The organism is Nonomuraea sp. NPDC003560 (assembly GCF_042878785.1).
In the GTDB taxonomy this organism is placed as follows: domain Bacteria; phylum Actinomycetota; class Actinomycetes; order Streptosporangiales; family Streptosporangiaceae; genus Nonomuraea.
On sequence record NZ_JBIAOF010000008.1, the window covers coordinates 416,390 to 434,992 of the forward strand.

At 74.6% G+C, this 18,603-nt stretch carries 15 protein-coding genes; 1 reads left to right on the forward strand and 14 read right to left on the reverse strand.

Going from position 1 to position 18,603, the window contains the following annotated elements; all coding sequences use genetic code 11:
• Positions 1 to 4: 4 nt before the first annotated feature.
• From ACFYUV_RS30775 to ACFYUV_RS30820, 10 genes are all read right to left on the reverse strand, one after another.
• Positions 5 to 1,612 carry a PucR family transcriptional regulator gene (locus ACFYUV_RS30775; protein WP_387674173.1) on the reverse strand — a complete coding sequence of 536 codons (1,608 nt, stop codon included), beginning with the start codon at positions 1,610 to 1,612 and terminating at the stop codon, positions 5 to 7.
• Positions 1,609 to 3,159, reverse strand: coding sequence for an amidohydrolase family protein (locus ACFYUV_RS30780; protein WP_387674176.1), 1,551 nt, complete (start codon positions 3,157 to 3,159; stop codon positions 1,609 to 1,611). The genes ACFYUV_RS30775 and ACFYUV_RS30780 overlap by 4 nt, the downstream gene beginning before the upstream one ends.
• 41 nt (positions 3,160 to 3,200) lie before the next feature.
• Positions 3,201 to 4,913 (reverse strand): oligopeptide/dipeptide ABC transporter ATP-binding protein, encoded by a 1,713-nt coding sequence (locus tag ACFYUV_RS30785; RefSeq protein ID WP_387674179.1) that lies wholly within the window; start codon positions 4,911 to 4,913, stop codon positions 3,201 to 3,203.
• Positions 4,906 to 5,763 carry an ABC transporter permease gene (locus ACFYUV_RS30790; RefSeq protein WP_352355187.1) on the reverse strand — a complete coding sequence of 286 codons (858 nt, stop codon included), beginning with the start codon at positions 5,761 to 5,763 and terminating at the stop codon, positions 4,906 to 4,908. The genes ACFYUV_RS30785 and ACFYUV_RS30790 overlap by 8 nt, the downstream gene beginning before the upstream one ends.
• Complete coding sequence (locus ACFYUV_RS30795; RefSeq protein WP_352325726.1) at positions 5,760 to 6,707, reverse strand: ABC transporter permease; 948 nt, start codon at positions 6,705 to 6,707, stop codon at positions 5,760 to 5,762. The genes ACFYUV_RS30790 and ACFYUV_RS30795 overlap by 4 nt, the downstream gene beginning before the upstream one ends.
• On the reverse strand, positions 6,707 to 8,266 hold the full coding sequence (locus ACFYUV_RS30800) for an ABC transporter substrate-binding protein (RefSeq protein WP_387674183.1): 1,560 nt from the start codon (positions 8,264 to 8,266) through the stop codon (positions 6,707 to 6,709). The genes ACFYUV_RS30795 and ACFYUV_RS30800 overlap by 1 nt, the downstream gene beginning before the upstream one ends.
• A 121-nt stretch (positions 8,267 to 8,387) precedes the next feature.
• Complete coding sequence (locus ACFYUV_RS30805) at positions 8,388 to 9,953, reverse strand: serine hydrolase domain-containing protein (protein ID WP_387674186.1); 1,566 nt, start codon at positions 9,951 to 9,953, stop codon at positions 8,388 to 8,390.
• Between the two features lie 59 nt (positions 9,954 to 10,012).
• The gene (locus ACFYUV_RS30810) at positions 10,013 to 10,867 is read right to left on the reverse strand and encodes a M55 family metallopeptidase (protein WP_387674189.1); all 855 of its coding nucleotides are present in this window, start codon (positions 10,865 to 10,867) and stop codon (positions 10,013 to 10,015) included.
• 2 nt (positions 10,868 to 10,869) lie between these two features.
• The gene (locus ACFYUV_RS30815; protein WP_387674192.1) at positions 10,870 to 12,303 is read right to left on the reverse strand and encodes an MFS transporter; all 1,434 of its coding nucleotides are present in this window, start codon (positions 12,301 to 12,303) and stop codon (positions 10,870 to 10,872) included.
• Positions 12,304 to 12,366: 63 nt separating this feature from the next.
• Positions 12,367 to 12,978, reverse strand: a complete 612-nt coding sequence (locus ACFYUV_RS30820; protein ID WP_387674195.1) for a TetR/AcrR family transcriptional regulator — start codon at positions 12,976 to 12,978, stop codon at positions 12,367 to 12,369.
• Positions 12,979 to 13,046: 68 nt separating this feature from the next.
• Between ACFYUV_RS30820 and ACFYUV_RS30825 the strand changes: the two genes are divergently transcribed.
• A complete protein-coding gene (locus tag ACFYUV_RS30825) occupies positions 13,047 to 14,378 on the forward strand; it encodes a M14 family zinc carboxypeptidase (RefSeq protein ID WP_387674198.1) in 1,332 nt (443 codons plus the stop codon).
• On the opposite strand, the gene ACFYUV_RS30830 is transcribed toward ACFYUV_RS30825, so the two are convergent.
• From ACFYUV_RS30830 to ACFYUV_RS30845, 4 genes are read right to left on the reverse strand one after another with little or no spacing between them, the layout of a single operon-like run.
• The gene (locus ACFYUV_RS30830; protein ID WP_387674200.1) at positions 14,344 to 15,030 is read right to left on the reverse strand and encodes an alpha/beta hydrolase family protein; all 687 of its coding nucleotides are present in this window, start codon (positions 15,028 to 15,030) and stop codon (positions 14,344 to 14,346) included. The two genes, ACFYUV_RS30825 and ACFYUV_RS30830, sit on opposite strands and share 35 nt — an antisense overlap.
• Positions 15,031 to 15,032: 2 nt before the next feature.
• Positions 15,033 to 16,367, reverse strand: coding sequence for an FAD-dependent oxidoreductase (locus ACFYUV_RS30835; RefSeq protein WP_387674203.1), 1,335 nt, complete (start codon positions 16,365 to 16,367; stop codon positions 15,033 to 15,035).
• The gene (gene kynU, locus ACFYUV_RS30840) at positions 16,364 to 17,629 is read right to left on the reverse strand and encodes a kynureninase (RefSeq protein ID WP_387674206.1); all 1,266 of its coding nucleotides are present in this window, start codon (positions 17,627 to 17,629) and stop codon (positions 16,364 to 16,366) included. Before kynU ends, ACFYUV_RS30835 begins: the two co-directional genes overlap by 4 nt.
• Before the next feature lie 14 nt (positions 17,630 to 17,643).
• The gene (locus tag ACFYUV_RS30845; RefSeq protein WP_387674208.1) at positions 17,644 to 18,504 is read right to left on the reverse strand and encodes a tryptophan 2,3-dioxygenase; all 861 of its coding nucleotides are present in this window, start codon (positions 18,502 to 18,504) and stop codon (positions 17,644 to 17,646) included.
• Between the last annotated feature and the right edge of the window lie 99 nt (positions 18,505 to 18,603).

Below are 18,603 nucleotides of genomic sequence, written 5' to 3' on the forward strand. Positions count from 1 at the left end.
AACTTCAGCCGCCGCCGTTTGTGCCGGACGCCGGGTTCTGACCGTCGCCCGCGCCGGACGCCCCGAACTCGGCCAGCCGCAGCTGAAGGCCCAGCACGAGCCGGACGTCGGGCTCGTCGAGCGCGATCAGCTCGCCGATGCGGCGCAGCCGGTACCTGAGCGTGTTGGGGTGCAGCGACAACGCCTCGGCCGCCCTGGGCACGTCGTAGTGGGCGGCCAGCCAGGCCCGCAGGCTGCGGACGTAGTCGGTGCCGTGCCCGGCGTCGTGCTCGGCCACCAGGGACAGCGGCTCGCCCGTCAGCCCCGGGCCGGACCGCATCGAGGCGGCCGCGTCCAGCAGGAACAGCGCGGCGGCCAGCTCCTCGTGCAGGCCCACCTCGCCGCCCGCGAACGGGCCGCCCATCGCGCGCAGGGCCTCCTCGGCCTGCCGGGCGGCGGCCGGGACCTGCGCGAGCGAGACCGTGACCCGTCCGACGCCCGCCCGCCAGTGCCCGCCGAGCCGGTCGGTGATCCGGCCGAGGGTCTCGGCGGTGACGCGGCGCAGCAGCGCGGTCCCGGCGCCGGCCGCCACGATCGCGTACGTCCGGCCGTCCACGGCGCCGACGGCGGCCCTGATCCGGTAGACGGCGTAGGCGGTGCGCAGCAGGTCGGCGGCGTGCGTGGCGGCGAAGACGTCGGTCCGCCCGGCCGGGTCCCCGGCGGCCACCACCCTGACCGGCTCGTCCGGGCGCAGGCCCAAGGAGGCGGCCAGCTCCCCGGCGGGGCCGGCGCCGCGCAGCAGCCGGCCCACCCACTCGTCCCTGGTCCGGCGGGCCTCGTCGGCGGCCAGGCTGAGGCGGGCCAGGTGCGGGGCGGCGGTCCTGGCGGCCTCGGCGAGCACGGCGTCGGCGTCGGGCGCGAGCGGCTCGTCCGCCTGGATGGCCCAGATCGTGCCGAGCGCCTCGCCCCTGGCGCGGACCGCGATGGCCAGCCGGGGCAGGTACTCGCGCGGCTCGTGGCTCCACACGGCCCCCTCGCAGCGCAGGACGGCGGCGTACTCCTCGGCGTTCGTCGGGTGCTCGGGCACGCGCCGACCGAGGATGCCCTCCCTGCGCAGGTCGTCGATCGGCTGGCCGATCGTGGAGTAGGCCAGGACGCGCATGGCCAGGTCCTCGATGGCCACCGCGCCCCCCACGCGGGCGGCGACCTGGTTGGCCAGCGCGAACAGGTCGCCCGCCTGGCCGCCGCCCAGGTCCGCGGCCGGGGCGACGAGCGCGAGCAGGGCGTCCACCAGGGCGTAGAGCTGGCCCCAGGCCAGGCCGGGGGCGGCGGCCAGCAGCGCCACGCCCGCGCCGCGGGCCGCCTCGGTCAGCGCGGCGGCGTCGCCGATCCCGGCCCGGACGACGACCGCGCTCACGCCCGCCCCGGCCGCGCTCTCCAGCAGGGACGGCTCCGGCCTGCCGGTGGCCAGCAGCAGCGCCCCGGGGTAGGCGGCCAGCGGCTCGTCGGAGCCGTGGATGACCGGCGCGCCCACCATCGCCTGGCGGCCGGACGGCAGGCACAGCGCGCTCACCGTCTCCGCGCCGAGGCTGTCGAGCAGCACGCCGAGCGTCACCCGGCCCTGGCCGCTCACGCCCGCCCCCCGCGCAGGAGGCGTCCGTGCCGGCCGCCGGTGAACTCGCCGTCGTCGATCACCATGCGGCCGCCCAGGAGCACGTGGGTGACGCCGGCCGGGCGGGTGGCGGGCTCGTCGTAGGTGCCGTCGTGGCGGATGGCGGCGGGGTCGAACACGCACACGTCGGCCACCGCTCCCCTGCCCAGCCAGCCCCGGTCGGCCAGGCCGAACTGGGCCGCGGTGGCCGAGCCGACCTTCCTGATCGCCTCGGCCATCGGCACGAGCCCGCGCTCGCGCACGTACTCGCCGAGGAAGGTGGGGAAGGTGCCGTACGTGCGCGGGTGGGTCGGCCCGTCGGGGGGCCCGCCGTCGGAGCCGATCGACACCAGGGGGTGCCGCATGATCCGGGTGACGTCGTCGTCGTGCATGGTGTGGAAGACGCCGTCGGCGTGCGGGTCGGCCATGAGCAGGTCGCACAGCGCGTCCCAGGGCTCGCGGCCGTCCAGCAGGCCGGCCAGCGTGCGGCCGGTGACGGCGGCGGAGGAGTGCCGCAGCAGCCGCACGTCCTCGGGGTGCGTCTCCCGCCACAGGCCGACGCCGGTCGTGCGCTCGGGATCCTCGGCCAGCGCGCGCAGCGCCCGCCGTTCCGCCGGGTCGGCCAGCCTCCTGAGCAGCTCCGGCTCGCCGCCTTCGCACGCGGCGGGTGGCAGCAGCGCGACCAGCCCGGTGCAGAACGCCCGGTACGGGTACACGTCGGCCCGCACGTCCACGCCCCGGACCCGGGCGGCCGTCAGCTTGTCCAGCAGCATGGCCGACGAGCCGTGCACGGCCCGGCCCGACGCCTTGCAATGGGAGACCTGCAGCCGCACCCCGGCCGCCGCCGCGACCTCGACGGCCTCGTCCAGCGCGTCGGCCAGCCCCTCGCTCTCGCTGCGCAGGTGGGTGGCGTAGACGAGGTTCCAGCGCCGGGCCGCGCGGGCCAGCGCGATCAGCTCGCCGGTGCCGGCGTAGGCGCCCGGCACGTACTCCAGGCCGCTGGACAACCCGCACGCGCCCGCGGCGAACGCCTCCTCGGCCAGCTCGGTCATCCGGTCGAGCGCGCCGGGCGGCGGCGCGGCGTCCATGCCGCAGACGGCCGTGCGCAGCGTGTTGTGGCCGACGAGCGCGGCCAGGTTGTTGGTCGTGCCCTCCCGCTCCACGGCGTCGAGGTAGCCGCCGAAGGTGGTGAAGGCGTGCTCGCCGAAGATCCCGGGGGTGAAATGGGCCGACTCGGGGTCGGCCGGCCCGCAGGAGAAGCCGCAGTTCCCGATGATCTCGGTGGTGACGCCCTGCCACAGCTTGAACGGCTGCGCACCGGCCATGAACGGCACGGTGTCGGAATGGCTGTGCGGGTCGATGAAGCCGGGCGCGACGACCATGCCGTCCACGTCCACCACGCGGGCGGCCCGGCCGAGGTCGCGGCCGGTCGCGGTGACGCGTCCGCCGCCGATGGCCACGTCCGCGGTACGGGCGGGCGAGCCGAACCCGTCGTGCAGGGTGCCGCCACGCAGCATGAGGTCGTGCATGCGGGTATTACCTTTCCCGGGTACGAGATTCGTCGGTCATGTCAGGGGACGGCCGCCACCAGGCGCCTGGTGTAGTCGTGGGCCGGGGCGTCCAGGACGGCCGAGGTCGTCCCCTCCTCCACGACCGCGCCCTTCAGCAGCACCACGGTCCTGGCGGCGACCTGGCGGACGACCGCCAGGTCGTGGGTGATGAACAACATCCCGGTGCCCAGCTCCCGGCCGATGCCGCGCAGCAGTTCGAGCACGTGCGCCTGGACCGACACGTCCAGGGAGGCGACCGGTTCGTCGCAGATCAGCAGCGCGGGCCGGACGGCCAGGGCGCGGGCGATGGCGACGCGCTGGCGTTCGCCGCCGGACAGCGCCTTGGGGCGGCGGGCGGCGTACGCGGCGGGCAGGCCGGCCAGCTCCAGCAGCTCGCCCACGCCGATCCGGTCGGCGGGCGCGGCCCTGGCGATCGCCTCGGCCAGCGTCGCGCCGACGGTCATGGCGGGGTTGAGCGAGGTGGAGGGGTCCTGGAAGACGCACTGGACGAGCCGGTGCACGCGGGCGCGGTCGCGCGGGTCCAGGGCGGCGCGGTCGGTGACGTCGAGGCCGGCGAGCCGGATCCGGCCGCCGTCGGGGGTGATCAGGCCGAGCACCGACCGGGCCAGCGTGGTCTTCCCCGAGCCCGACTCCCCCACCAGGCCGACGGTCTCGCCGGGGTTCACGTGCAGGCTCACGCCGCCGAGCGCGGTGTGGGCGCCGTACCGTTTGCGCAGGTCCTCGATGTGCAGCAGCGGCTCGCCGGCGGCCGGGGCGGCGGGGAGCGCGGCCTCGCGCAGCTCCACCCGGGCGGCTCCGGCGGTGTCGTGCACGCAGGCGGTCAGCCGGTCGGGGCCGATCGGGCGCAACGGCGGCCTGGCCGCGGTGCAGGCGTCGGCGGCCCGGTCGCAGCGGGTGGCGAACGCGCAGACGTCGGCAACCGCGTCCGCCCGCGGCACGGCGCCCGGGATGCCCACCAGGCGCTCCAGCGTGCGTTCCGCCGAGGGCAGCGCGGCCAGCAGCCCCGCGGTGTACGGGTGCGCGGGCTCCGCGGCCAGCTCCGGGCCCGGCCCCTGCTCGACGACGCGCCCGGCGTACATCACCGCGACCCGGTCGCAGACGGCGAACGCCACGCGCAGGTCGTGGGTGATGAGCAGCACGCCCATGCCGCGGGCCTCCTGGACGCGGCGCAGCAGCGCCAGGATCTCGTGCTGGGTGGTGGCGTCCAGCGCGGTGGTGGGCTCGTCGGCGATGAGCAGCTCGGGGTCGCCGGCCAGCGCGGCGGCCAGGGCGACGCGCTGCCGCATGCCGCCCGAGAGCTGGAACGGGTAGCGTCCGGCCACGGCGGGGTCGTCGATGCCGACCTCGGCCAGCCTGCGCGCGAGCTCCTGCCGGGACGTGCGGCCGGGCAGGGTCTCGGCGATGTGCGCGCCGGCCGTGCTCAGCGGGTTGAGCATGGTGAAGGGGTCCTGCATGAGCAGCGAGATCCGCCGTCCGCGCACGCCGCGCAGCAGCCGCTCGGACGCGCCGACGAGCTGCTCGCCGCCGACCTCGACCGACCCCTCGGCGCGCAGGCCGCGCGGGAGCAGGCCGACGAGGGCGCGGGCGGTCAGGGACTTGCCGCTGCCGGACTCGCCGACCAGCCCGACGGTCTCGCCCGCGGCGACCGTCAGGTCCACGCCGTCCACGAGCACCCGGTCGCCGACGACCCGCAGGTCGCGTGTCTCAAGCATCGGAGAGCCTCTCGAAGAGCTGGTCGCCCAGCAGGGTGGCTGCGGTGGCGGCGACGGTGACCAGCGCGGCGGGCACCACCGCGGCCCACGGGTTGAGGTCGAGCAGGCCGCGGTTCTCCTCGATCATCAGCCCCCAGTCGGGCGTGCCGGCGGGCAGCCCGATGCCCAGGAAGGACAGGCCGGACAGGGCGACCAGCGCGGCGACGAAGCTGAGCAGCGCGCCGGCCACGACCGTGGGCGCGATGTTGGGCAGCAGGTGCCTGAACATGATGCGGCCGCGGCTGAGCCCGAGTGTACGTGCCGCCTCGGCGTAGGCGAGCTCGCGCTGGGCCATGGTGAGGCTGCGCACCACCCGGATGTCGCCGGGCGTGAACAGCACCGCCATCGCCAGCACCGCCCACCCGATGCCGCCGCCCAGCACGCCCACCAGGACGATCAGCATGAGCAGCCCCGGCATCGCGATGAGCAGGTCGACCACCCGCATCATGACGGCGTCGATCCAGCCGCGGCGGTAGCCGGCCAGCAGCCCGAGCGAGGTGCTCATCGCGCACGTGCCCAGCGCGACGACGAGCGGCCACAGCAGCGCCGAGCGGGCTCCGGCCAGGCAGCGCGACAACACGTCCCGGCCCAGCTCGTCGGTGCCCGCCCAGTGGGCCCAGCTCGGCATCGTCGCGCCGAGCGCGAGGTCCTGCGCGGCCGGGTCGTAGGGCGCGATCCACGTTCCGAACAGGGCGGCGAACGCCATCAGGGCGAGGATCCCGCCCGACAGCAGCGTCAGCGGCCCCGGCCTGGCCCGGCGCAGCCGCCGCGCCCGTCCGCCGAGGCGCACGGTCCCCGTCACGACGCTCACGCGGCCACCGCCCCGTGACGCACCCGCGGGTCCACCGCGAGGTAGGCCAGGTCGATCAGCAGGTTGACGGCGACCACCACGGCGCCTCCCATCAGGACGAGCGCCTGGACGACGGGCAGGTCCTTCTGCCCGACGGCGCTGACGAGCAGCTCGCCGACGCCGTGCAGCCCGAAGGCCCGTTCGACGAACAGCGCGCCGGTGAGGTTGGCGGCCAGCAGCAGGCCGCCGACCGTGAGGACGGGCAGCGCGGTGTTGCGCAGCGCGTACCCGATCCAGTAGCGGGCGCGGCCGACCCCGCGCGCCCGGGCGAAGGTCATGAAGTCCTGCCCGGCCAGGTCGAGCGCGGCCGCCCGCATCTGCCTGATGACGACCGCCGCCTGTCCGGTGGCCAGCGCGATCGCGGGCAGCGTCAGGTGCGCGACCCGCTCGGCGAACGTCTCGCCCGCGCCGAAGACGGGGAACCAGCCGAGGGTGACGGCGAAGCCGTACAGCAGCAGGATGCTCATCGCGAACGGCGGGATCGCGAGGCCGACCAGCGCGGAGAGCGTGATGCCCCGGTCCAGCGGGCCGCCCCTGCGCATGGCGGCGGCCAGCCCGGCGGGCAGGCCGACGGCGAGGGTGAGGATGATCGCGTAGGCGGCCAGCCCGGCGGTGACGGGCAGCCGGTCGGCGATGACGCTGGTGACGGGTTCGCGGCTGTAGAGGGAGGCCCCGAAGTCGCCGCGCACGGCGTCGCCGAGCCAGGTGGCGTAGCGGACGGGCAGCGGGTCGTCGAGGTGGTACTGCGCGCGGACGGCGGCGCGCGACTCCGCGGTGGAGGGCCGCGGCCCGAGCAGGACCTGCTCCGGATCCCCGGGGGCGAGCGCCAGCAGCGCGTAGGTGAGCACGGACAGCACGCCGAGCAGGAGCAGCGCGGCGGCCAGGCGGCGGGCGACGAAGGCCATCAGACACCGGCCGCCGGGCGGATGGTGCTGAAGACGTTCATGGTCCAGGTGCCGAACTGGCCGGTGAACCGCTTGCGCAGCGCGACGGCGGCCTCCTTGGTGTAGAGCGGCACGTACGGCACCTGGTCGGCGATCTCAGCCAGCACCTCGGTGACGGCGGCGGCGCGGTCGGCGCCCTCGCGCTTGCCGAGGTCGTCGAGCCGGGCGTCCATCTCGGGCGAGCCGTAGCCGCTGAAGTTGAAGCCCTGGGGCCCGGCCGAGGCGCGGCTGACCAGGTCGGGCAGCACCTCGCCCGGGTCGGGGGTGCCGTAGAGCAGGTCGACGAGCTGCAGCGGGGTGTCCTGGTGGCTGAACATGCGCTGCCGGTACTGCTCGGTGGGCAGCGGCTGGAGGTCGAGCTTGACGCCGATCACCGCCAGGTCGGCGGCGACGGCCTGGAGCGCCTTGACGTCGTCGCTGCCGCTGTCGTACGGCGCGGCCAGGGTGAAGCCCTTGGGGTGGGCCGACTTGGCCAGCTCGGCCTTGGCGGCGTTCACGTCGTGGGGGTAGGCGGGCAGCTTCGGCGGCGTGCCACCGTACAGGGCGGCGAGCTGCGGCTTGGGCAGCATCAGGTCGGCGATGCCGCCGTGGCCGCTGGTCATGAGCGTGGCCAGCGCCTCCCGGTCAAGGGCGTGGGCGATGGCGCGGCGCACGTGCACGTCCTTGAGCGGCCCCTCGCGCACGCCGAGTGACAGGTAGGCGATGTTGTTGGCCGGGTAGAAGGAGGTCGTGACGCCGGGCAGGGCGCTCCACTTGCGCGTCTCGCTGACCTGGATCTCGTTGGTGCCGTCCACCTCGCCGGAGGAGACGGCCAGGCGCAGCGTCTCGGGGTCGCCGATCGCCTTGATCTCGATCCTGCGCAGCTCCGGCTTGGGGCCCCAGTACAGGTCGTTGCGTTCCAGCGTCACCCCCGAGGTGAGCGAGAACTTCGTGACCTTGAAGGGGCCGGAGCCGAGGGTGCCGACCTCGGGCGAGCCGAGGTCCTTCGGGTGCGCGGCGGCCAGCTTCTTCGGCACGATCTGCCAGGCCAGCGCGGCGGTGGCCAGGAAGCTGGCGCTGGGCTTGCTCAGGGTGACCTTCACCGTGCGCGGGCCGGTGGCCTCGACCTTCTTGACCTGCGTGACGTAGCTGGCGGCCTGGGAGGTCACGGCGGGGTCGAGGTGGCGGGTCAGGGAGTAGGCGGCGTCCTCGGCGGTGACCGGCGTGCCGTCGCTGAACCTCGGGCCCTCGCGCAGGGTGAAGACGTACGTGCGCGGGTCGGGATGGGTCCAGGAGGCGGCGATGCTCGGGATGACCCTGCCGTCCGGGCCGAGGGTCACCATCGTGTCGAGGACGGCGAACTGCACGGTCGTGGAGGCGTCGTTGAAGCCGTGGGCGATGTCGAGGCTGTTGGGGGCCGTCCCCGTCGCCCAGCGGAGCGTGTCGGGGGCCGCGCCGGAGCTCGCGGCTCCGGCGCAGCCGGCCACCAGCACGAGCAGAGCGCCCGTGGCGAGCCTGGCGAGTGCGGTTGCGGATGTCATGGAACCACCTCGGGGAGTGATCGGGGGGAATAGTCGGACGCTAGAAGCCCGGCCCCCCTCGTTCACTGACCCGGCAGCCAAACTCTGCGCGCCCCGGCTCGTGCTGCAGGCCAACACGGCCCTAGACCAGACCAGGGGGAATGCCGACGGGCGCGGTGCCCGCGGGCTGGGCGGCGAAGCGCAGGCCGAGCAGGCCGAAGCCGCTGAGCAGCAGGTCGCCGTCCCCGTCGAGGCGCAGGGTGAACGGGCCCGCCCGCCACGTCCCGGCGGGTGCGGGGGCCACGGGGGCCTGGAAGGTCAGGCCGACGCGCAGCGTCCCCTCGTCGATGACGGCGAGCACGCTCGTCTCGTCGTTGAGCCAGGCGCCTCGCGGGGCGGGCTCCTCCCCCGGCGGGTCGCACGGCTCGTACACGTGCGGCCATCGGATCGACCCGTCGTGGCCGAACAGCAGCCGCCCGTCCTCCGGCACGATCCAGATCCGGCCGGCCGGGACCTGCGCGTACCAGCGGCCGTCGTCGTCGAGGGCGAGTTCGAGGTCGAGGGCGCCGGTCAGGGCGATCTTGCCGCCGTCGTCGTCGCCGGCGGGTTCGAGCGTGAGCGTGGCGTCGGTCTCCGGGTCGTACCAGTGCCCGAGCAGGGCGGGCCGCGCCGCCTCGGCGTCGGCCCGGGGGGCGGGGGCCGGACGGGGGGCCGGTTCCTGGCCGGTGAGGGCGCGGGCCAGGCAGAGGCTGAGGCCGACCGGGTCCAGGCCGCTGTGGTTGGTCAGGACGGCCACGCCGAGGCCGGGCTCCGGCAGGTGGAGCAGGTTGCCGACGTAGCCGTGCATGCCGCCGGCGTGGCCGTACCCGTCCAGCTCGCCGACGGTCAGGTGGCAGATGCCGCGGGCGTACCGCAGGACGGCGCCGTCGGCGAGCGTGGTGCGCTCCAGCAGCGCGCTGCGCACGTCGGCGCCCAGCACCCGGCCGTCGGCCAGGAAGCCGAACCAGGGGGCGAGGTCATCGACGCCGGTCACCAGGCCGCCGTCGCCGACCGCGCTCTCCTGCGTGTCGGCCCGCGCGCCGGCGCCGTCGTAGCCGTAGGCCATCCGCGGCAGCGGGACGGAGGCGTCGTCGCGGAAGACGGTGTCGTCCATGCCGAGCGGCTCGAAGAGCCGTTCGCGGGCGAAGTCGGCCAGCGACCGGCCGGTGAGCCGCCGGATCACGACGGCGGCCAGGACGTAGCCGGTGTTGGAGTAGGAGAAACGGGTGCCGGGCTCGAACGTGGTCCGGCGCATGCCCGCCACGAGCTTCATCAGCCGTTCCTCGTCCATCAGGGTGAACGGGACGCCGGTGACGGCCTGCAGGCCGTACCACTCCGGCAGGCCGCCGGTGTGCCGCAGGCACTGGTCGAGCGTGACGGGCACGTCGAGCCGCAGCTCGGGGACGTGCTCGCGGACGTCGTCCGACAGGCTCAGCCTGCCGTCGCGGGCCAGCAGCAGCAGGCACGCGGCGGTGAACTGCTTGCTGATGGAGGCGATGTCGAAGCGGGTACGGGAGTCGATCGGGACGCCGAACTCGACGGTGGCCACGCCCCTCGCCGCGGTGTGCAGCACCTTGCCGTCGGCGTAGACCCCGACGGCCAGACCCGGCCCGCCGGAGCGGAGGCCGGGAAGGGCGTCGAGCGCGCGTTCTACCTGCTCAAAATCCATCGTTCAAGTATCTGGATGTCCGGGTTCGAAACGCTTGTCCGGAGCGGCAAACCTGGGGGCTACCTGGTTGGTCTGCCGTACAGGGCCATCCTGGCGATCATGGCATCCGCCGCCAGGTGGTAGCAGGTCGTCACGCATCCGAGCACCTCCCTCGGGGTGGTGAAGGTGGCCGCGAGCGTCTTGTCGGCGATCCGGCGCACGCCCGGCACCAGCTCGCCCAGCTCGGCGGCGGGCGTGGTGGGCATGTCGATCTCCAGCTCCAGCACGCCGGGCAGCTCGACCGGCCGCAGCTCCCCGGCCGAGCGCACGGTCTCCGCCGCCGCCTCCTTGATCAGCCGCCGTGCCTCGGACGGCGAGAGGCTGTCGGCCGCGGTGTGCCCGTGAGCGATCTTGACCGCGACCGTGCGCACTCCGGGGAACGCCTTGCCGGCGACGTCGCAGATGACGTCGTCGCCGGTGAGCAGCCCCACCGGCACGCCGACGGCGGCCGCCTGCAGGGCGTTGACCTCGGCCTCGGAGACGATGGCGCCGTTGAGCCGCACCTCGTAGAAGTGCGAGGAGTAGGTGTGGGCGAGCACGCCGGGCGAGCCGGCGGCGGCGTGGTAGCCGAGGAACATGGCCACGTCGTGCTCGGCCGAGACGCCCTCGGCCATGCAGTCGAGCTTGGGCGTGCCGAAGATCAGCCGGGCGCGCGGGTCGAGCTCCTCGTGCAGCAGGTTGTCCATGGTGCCGTGGCTGTCGTTGACCAGGACGCTGGCGGCCCCGGCCGCGAAGGCGCCCTCGATGGCGGCGTTGGCCTCGGCGGTCATCAGGCGCTGGGCCCGCGGGTAGCCGTGGCCGGCGCGGGAGACCTGGTCCATGGTGGCGATGCCCGCCACGCCTTCCATGTCGATGGAGATGTAGACGTTCGTCATCGTCACAGGCTTTCACCGGGGCGGACGGACGGCTTCGTCGCCAGGGCAGAAACCGTCTCCCCCGCTTGCGTCTTCCGCACAGTGGCCGGGATCACGAAGGCGGCGGCGACGGCCAGCAGGCCCAGCGCCGCCGAGAGCAGGTACGTGTCGACGAAGCTCTGCTCGGTGGGCACCCCCGCGACGGCGCCGGAGGCCAGCACCATGGCGCCGAACTGGGCCCCGAACGTGCCGCCGATGCTCTTGGCGACGAAGACCACGCCGCTCACCCCGGCCGCGCGCTCGCCCGGCACGTCGGCGGCCACGGCGTTGAGCCCGGCGGTGAGGCCGATGGAGGCGCCCAGCCCGATGACCGTCACCGCGGCCATGACCTGCCAGGGCGCGGAGTGCCACAGGGCCAGCCCGCCGGTCCCGGCGCAGACGAGCACGCTGCCCAGCACCAGCACCGCGCGCCGGCCGAGCAGCCTGGTCATCGGCCCGACCAGCGGCGCGATCACGGTGCCCGCGACGCCCATGGGGAACATGTAGATGCCGATCCACAGGGTGTCGGCGCCCTGGCCGTACCCGGTGCCGGCGGGCGCGGCCAGCATCATCGGCAGGGCGACGACGAGGCCGAAGGAGGCGAAGCCGAGCAGCACCCCCATGGCGGTCACCCCGGCCGGGGTGCGTCCGGCCAGCAGCCGCAGGTCCACGAGCGGGTCGGCGACGCGCAGCTCGACGACCACCCACGGGCCCAGCGTCAGCACGGCGGCGGCGAACAGGGCGAGCGTGGCCGGGGACGTCCAGCCCCAGCTGGAGACGGCGGTCAGGCCCAGCATGACCAGGGCCACGCCGCCGCCGAGCAGCAGCCCGCCCGCCCAGTCGACGCGACCGCCGGCCGCGCGCGGGGTGGACGGCACGGTGAACCAGGCCAGCAGGGCGGCCGCCGCCACGCCGGCCACGGCCAGCAGGAACAGCGACCGGTAGCCGAGGGCCGAGGTGATGGGCCCGGCCAGGATGAGGCCGAGTGCGCTGGCCAGCGCGGCGACGCCGACGACCAGGCCGTTGCCGGTGGCGGCGCGCTCGGGGGTGAGGGTGTCGCGGAACAGCCCGACGGTCAGGGGCAGCACGCCCAGCCAGATGCCCTCGATCGCCATGCCGGCGATCAGCAGGGTGATGTTCGGCGCCAGGGCGGAGAGCAGGACCCCGGCGCCGCTGAGCGCCATCAGCGCGAGCAGCACGCGCCGCTTGTCGTACATGTCGGCCAGGCGGCCGACGATGGGCGTGCTGATCGCCGAGCTGATCAGCGAGCCGGTGAAGATCCACGCGAGCGCGCCGGGCGAGGCCCCCAGGTCCTGCTGGACGAGCGGGAGCGCGGGCGAGAGCGTCATCTCCATGGTCTGGAGGACGCCGATGTACAACACCGGCGCGCCGATGACGCCGAAGCCGGATCTGGACATGGTTCTGCCTTTCGGGGTGGGGTGACGTGCGGCCGTGTGGTCCCCCCGAACCCCGGCCGTGATCTAGGCCGGTCCGAGCACCGTCGGCGTGATCAGCGCCAGGGCGGTCTCGACGAAGAACTGCTCGTCGGCCTCGTAGGCGCCGAGCACGACGTTCTGGCCGAGCCCGGACAGCAGGGCCCTCAGCGCGCGGGCCAGGCGCAGCGCCTGTTCCGCGGTGACGGCGGCCCCGCCGTGCTCGCGGCCGGTGAACAGCGCGGCGAGCTCGACCTCGGTCGACCTGATCGAGGTGTTGAGCCTGCGGCGCAGGTCGGGGTCGTTGAGCACGAGGTCGAGGACGCGGGCCTCGAACAACATCCGGCCGGCCGCCTGCGGGTCGGCCGACATGCGCAGGAAGCGGCGGGCGATCTCGGCCACGACCTCCGCCAGCCGCGTGCCGAACCCGCCGGTCTCGGGCGTGCGCAGGTCGAGCGGGCCGACGTAGTCGTCGACCATGGCGGCCATCAGCCCGTTCTTGCCGCCGAACAACGAGTAGACCGCCCCCGTGGTCAGACCGGCCAGCTCGGTGATGTCCTCCAGCTTGGCCTTCGAGCCGTCCCTGCCGACGATCTCGCGGGCGGCCTCGATCAGCGCGCGCTTGTTGGCGGCCTTGCTTTCCGCTCTGGTCAGCCGCATGACATCTCCTGCATGCCGTAAAGATAATCTGATTTACTAGAATAATCCAGATTATCAGGAGGCCCGAAATGGACGTCGCCCCCCACATGAGCCGCGTGCCCGACTTCACCGCGTTCCCGACGGTGGACCAGATGCACGCCGAGCTCGACGACCTCGCCGCCGCCCATCCCGACCTGGTGCGCCTGCGCCGCATCGGCACCTCCCGCCTCGGCGAGCCGCTGCGCGTGGCCACCATCGGCGCGGGCCCCCATGACGCCGTGATCATCGGCGGCCCCCACCCGAACGAGCCCATCGGCGCGCTCACCGTCAGCACGCTGCTGCGGCAGCTCGTCGAGGACGCCGCGCTGCGGGAGGACTTCGGCTTCCGCTGGCACCTCGTCCCCTGCGTCGACCCCGACGGCGCCCGGCTCAACGAGGGCTGGTACGCCCGCCCGAGCGACCGCCGCGCCTACGCCGAGCACTTCTACCGCCCGGCCGAGGCCGACCAGGTCGAATGGACCTTCCCGCTGACCGGCGAGGACTACTTCTTCGACCGCACGCTGCCGGAGACCGAGGCGCTGATGCGGCTGATGGACGAGGTCCGGCCCGCCCTCGTCTACTCCCTGCACAACGGCGAGCTCCAGGGCGCCTTCTACTACCTCAGCCGCAACGACCCCGCGCTCGCCGCCCGCCTGACCGCCATCGCCACGGCCGAGGGCCTGCCGCTGCACATGGGCCCGCCGGAGCTGCCGGGCGCCGTCCAGATCGCGCCGGCGGCCTACCTGACGCCGCGCGGCGCCGACATCGCCGCGACGTACGGCATCGGCGGCGGCAGCGTCGACTACGCCGAGCGCTTCGGCGCCCTGCACCTGATCGCCGAGCTGCCCTACTGGGCCGACCCCCGCGTCGCCGACCAGACCCCGACCGGCCAGAAGTACCACGAGACGATCCGCGACTTCCTGGCCGGGCAGCGCGAGCTGATCGGCGAGCTGGCCGCCTCGCTCGCCCGCGCCAAAGGCGACCTGACCGTGTCCTCCCCCTTCCGCCGGGCGCTGGAGGACTTCGTCGGCGCCCACGACGAGTTCATCAGCGAGTGGGAGGACCTGCCCGGCACCGACCGCCCGGCCACGGTGGCCGAGGTGGTCGGCGGCCGGCAGCTCGTGCACTCCATGCGGCTGCGGTACTGCGGCACCTACCTGCGCATGCTGGACGCCGAGCTGGCCGCGGGCAACGCGACGCCCGCCGTCCGGGCCGAGCGCGCCCGGCTCGGCGCGCGCTTCGACGAGTGGTTCGAGCAGGCCGAGGCCGACGCGCAGGGCACGCCGATCCCGCTGCGCTCGCTGGTCGCGGTCCAGCTCGGCGCGGCGCTGCTCGCGGCGGACGCCGTCAGGCGGGCAGGAGGGCGGTCAGCTCACGCCTGACCAGCGGCCAGGTACGGCTCTCCGGGTCGATGAGCACGAAGTGGCCCGCCCCCGGGACGCGCACCAGCGACGTCCCCGGGTGGGCCGCCAGGTACGACTCCGAGACCTGGACGGGGACCCGCTCGTCCGCCGTGCCGTGCACGATCACCAGCGGGCCCGTCCGGTCCGGCAGGCGTACCGGGTCCAGGCCGGGATGCTCGTCCGGCGGTCCGCCGAGGAAGTCGGCCACCGCGCCGTCGTCGAGGTCCAGCCGCGCGGCCAGCCGCAGGTCGGCGACCGGTGCCAGGGCGAGGACGGCGGTCCCGTCCGGGGCGGCGCACATGGCGAGATGACCGCCGGCCGAGTGGCCGACGACCACCGAGGGACGCAGCAGGCCGACCGCGGCCCGCAGGTCGGCGACCGCCGCCGCCGGATCTCCCGGCCTGCGGCGGTACTCGACGGCGGCCACGCCGCACCCAGCCCGGTGCAGCGCGTTGGCCATGGGCCGCAGGTGCGTCCGGTCGTACTCCGGGCGCCAGAACCCGCCGTGCACCAGCGCCACCACGGGTCCCTCGCCCGGCCAGAGGTCGATCACCTGGTCGGCGTCGTCCCCGTACCGCAGGGTCCGGAGCGGGCCGGGCGCCGGGCGGGTCAGGACGGCACGGTTCTCCACCCTCACCTCCCGCCGGACCGGCGCGAGCCGAGCCGGGCGAGCCCGGCCGCGCCCGCCGCCAGCAGCGCGGCCCCGGCCCCGGCGGCCCCGGCCAGCAGCAGGTGCTGCCGCCGGACCCGCCGCCGGACCTGCGCGTACGGCACCGTGGAGAACGACACCAGCTCGTACCGCGACACGTAGCGGCCGGGCAGCGCGCGTTCGAGGCGGTGCTCCACGCTCTTGGTCAGCCGGTGCACCGGGGAGGCGACCTTGTCGCGCATCTCGACGAAGTTGGCCAGCGCCATCTCGGCGATCGCGTCTGTGTCGTCCCTGCGCCGCGACTCGAACAGCGGCAGCGCGCGGGACCAGTCGCCGCCGGTCTCCGTCAGGCACCGGTCGAGCACGGTCACGTCCTCGAAGCCGCAGTTGGCGCCCTGGCCGTAGAAGGGCACGATGGCGTGCGCGGCGTCGCCGATCAGGCCGACCCGGCCGTCCGTCTGCCAGGGCGCGCAGCGGACGGTGCCGAGCCGGCCGACCGGGTTCTCCATGTACTCCCCTACCAGACCGGGCGCGAGGGGGGGCACGTCCGGGTAGTGGGTGCGGAAGTGGCGTTCGATCGCGGCCGGGCCGCTCAGCGAGGCGAAGCTCGACGCGCCCTCGGTCGGCCAGAACATCGTGCAGGTGAAGGAGCGGTCGGGGTTGGGCAGCGCGATCATCATCGAGGTGCCGCGCGGCCAGATGTGCAGGGCGCCGGGGTCGAAGGCGAACTCGCCGGCCACGGGCGGGATCGTCAGCTCCTTGTAGCCGTGGCCGAGGAAGTCCAGGCTCTCCCGGATGCCCCGGTGGGCCACCAGCTCGGCCCGTACGGCCGAGCCGGCCCCGTCGGCGCCGAGCACCACGCCGGCCGCCGCGCGCACCGGGCCGGCCTCGGTGTCGAACTCCATCGCGCCGGTCGCCGGGTCCAGGCCGGTCAGCCGGTGCCCGAAGAAGATCTTCACGCCGGGCGCGGACTCCGCGGCGTCCAGCAGCGTGTTGTTGAGCGCGCCGCGGCTGATGGAGTTGATCGAGCGCACCCCGTCGTGGCTGTACGGCTGGAAGTTCAGCGGACCGTCCACCGGGTGGATCATCCGGCCGCGCATGGGCAGCGCGCCGGCCATGACCTGCTCCTCCAGGCCGATCCGGCGCAGCGCGTCCAGCCCGCGTTCGGAGATGGCCAGGTTGATCGACCGGCCGCGCTCGGCGAGCCCGGCGCGCGGGTCGGGCCGGCGTTCGTAGACGGTCACGTCGAGGCCGCGCCGGGCCAGGTAGCAGGCGAGCAGGCAGCCGGTCAGGCCCGCGCCGACCACGGTGACGTTCATCGGTCCTCCTCGACGCACTCGGCCAGCGCGACGACGGCGCGCCAGCAGTCGTGGTAGGTCGAGTACAGGGGCGTCGGCGCCAGGCGGACGACGTCCGGCTCGCGGGCGTCGGCGATCACCCCGTGCTCGTGGCGCAGCCGCCGGGTCAGCTCGGCCGCGCCGCCGCGCTCGACGCGCAGGGAGAGCTGGCAGCCCCGGCGGGCGGGGTCGCGCGGCGTGACCACCGTGAGCGGCCTGGTGGGGGTGACCCGGTCGAGCAGGCTCTCCAGGTAGGCGGTGAGCCGTACGCTGCGGGCCCGCAGGGCGGTCATCCCGATCCGGTCGAAGACGCCGAGCGAGGTGCGCACCGGGCCCATCGCGTAGATCGGCGGGTTGGAGACCTGCCAGGCGTCGGCACTGGCCGGCGGCCGGGAGACCGGCGCCATCTCGAACCGGGTCGCCTGCTCGGTGCTCCACCAGCCCTCCAGCCGCTGCAGCGCCGGGTCGCCCAGGTGCCGCTGGTGGACGAACACGCCGCCGAGGGCGCCGGGCCCGGAGTTGAGGTACTTGTAGGAGCACCAGGCGGCGAAGTCCGGCCCCCACGCGTGCAGCTCCAGCGGGACGTTGCCGGCGGCGTGCGCCAGGTCCCAGCCGACGGCCGCGCCGCTCGCCCGGCCGGCCGCGGTGATCGCCGGGATGTCCATGAGCTCGCCGGTCAGGTAGTTGACGCCGCCCAGCAGGACCAGCGCGACCGTGTCGCCCTCGCGGTCCAGGTAGTCCAGCACCTCCCGGCCGTCGCGCAGCCGGACCACCGTCTCGTCCGGGTCGAGGCCGTGCAGGCGGGCCTGGCTGCGCACGGCGTAGCTGTCGGAGGGGAACGCGGTGTCCTCGATGAGGATCCGGGTCCGCGTGCCGCGCGGCCGGTAGAACGAGACCATCAGCAGGTGCAGGTTGACCGTCAGCGAGTTCATCACCACGGTCTCCTCGGGCAGCGCGCCGACCAGCCGGGCGGCCGGGCCGGTGAGCCGCTCGTGGTAGGGCAGCCACGGGCGGGCCCCCTCCAGATGTCCCTCCACGCCGAGCCGGGCCCAGGCCTCCAGGTCCTCGGCCAGCTCCGCCGCGGTCGCCCGGGGCTGCAGGCCCAGGGAGTTGCCGGCGAAGTAGGCGCACTCGGGGTGGCCGCCGCCGTCGGCGGGCGGGATCAGGAACAGCTCGCGGTGGCCCGGGTCGTCGCGGTCGCGGCGCAGGGCGTCCTGCTCGGCGGGTTTCCAGTCGTCGATCACGTGTCGTCCGTCCTTCACATGTGGGTCCGGGCGGACCACAGCTCGGGGAAGACCACCCGCGCCATGCTGCGTTCCAGCCAGGCCAGGCCGTTGGAGCCGCCGCTGCCGGGCTTGGCGCCCATCGACCGGCGGACCGCCGTCACGTGCTGGTAGCGCCAGTCGCCGAACTGCTCGGCCACGTCGGTCAGCGCCTCGCCGAGCAGCCGCGGCGCGTTGCCGGGGCCGGTGTCGCGGTACACCTCGACCCAGGCTTGCTCGACGGCCGGGTGCGGCTCGTGCTCGACGGCGAAGTCGCGCTCCAGCAGCTCGTGGGGGAGGTCGTGGCCGAGCCGGGCCAGCAGGGCGATGGCGTCGTCCCACAGGCTCGGCGACTCCAGGGTGGTGAGCAGGTCGCGGTGGGTGCGGTCCTGGCGTCTGAACGGGCGCAGCAGGGCCGGGTTCTTCAGCCCCAGCAGGAACTCCACGTGCCGGTACATCGCCGACTGCAGGCCGCTGGCCTCGCCGAGCTCGTCCCGGAAGCGGTTGAAGTCGGCGGGGGTCATCCAGCGCAGGCCGCGCCAGCTCGCGTTCAGGCCCTCCAGGTGCAGCACGGTACGGCGGAGCGGGTCCAGCGCGGCCCACACGTCGTCGGCCCGCAGCCGCTCCTGCGCGTTGCGCAGCTCGAAGGCGATGAGCTTGAAGTACAGCTCCATCACCTGAGTGATCATCAGGAACGACATCTCGCCCGCGTCGTCGCTCATCGGGTGCTGCAGGTCGTGCAGCACGTCGGTGCGGACGTAGGCGTCGTAGGGGGTGCGGGTCTGGAAGTCCAGGGTGGGAGCTCCGCCCGTCGCCCTGGCTCTTGCGGCGCGTTCCTCCGCCGTGGTCGGCCGCACTGCTGCTAACTGTCGCGTCGCGTCCACGCGCTTGCCCTTCTCTTAGCCTTGCTGTCCCCATGATGGCGTCGGGATGGTGGAGAAGGAATGCCATATAGA

Coding starts and splice junctions, on each gene's coding strand:
- ACFYUV_RS30820 (WP_387674195.1), bottom strand. CDS start 12,978: ATGCGGCTGACCAGAGCGGAAAGCAAGGCCGCCAACAAGCGCGCGCTG.
- ACFYUV_RS30825 (WP_387674198.1), top strand. CDS start 13,047: ATGGACGTCGCCCCCCACATGAGCCGCGTGCCCGACTTCACCGCGTTC.
- ACFYUV_RS30810 (WP_387674189.1), bottom strand. CDS start 10,867: ATGACGAACGTCTACATCTCCATCGACATGGAAGGCGTGGCGGGCATC.
- ACFYUV_RS30800 (WP_387674183.1), bottom strand. CDS start 8,266: ATGACATCCGCAACCGCACTCGCCAGGCTCGCCACGGGCGCTCTGCTC.
- ACFYUV_RS30815 (WP_387674192.1), bottom strand. CDS start 12,303: ATGTCCAGATCCGGCTTCGGCGTCATCGGCGCGCCGGTGTTGTACATC.
- ACFYUV_RS30835 (WP_387674203.1), bottom strand. CDS start 16,367: ATGAACGTCACCGTGGTCGGCGCGGGCCTGACCGGCTGCCTGCTCGCC.
- ACFYUV_RS30785 (WP_387674179.1), bottom strand. CDS start 4,913: ATGCTTGAGACACGCGACCTGCGGGTCGTCGGCGACCGGGTGCTCGTG.
- ACFYUV_RS30795 (WP_352325726.1), bottom strand. CDS start 6,707: ATGGCCTTCGTCGCCCGCCGCCTGGCCGCCGCGCTGCTCCTGCTCGGC.
- ACFYUV_RS30805 (WP_387674186.1), bottom strand. CDS start 9,953: ATGGATTTTGAGCAGGTAGAACGCGCGCTCGACGCCCTTCCCGGCCTC.
- ACFYUV_RS30780 (WP_387674176.1), bottom strand. CDS start 3,159: ATGCACGACCTCATGCTGCGTGGCGGCACCCTGCACGACGGGTTCGGC.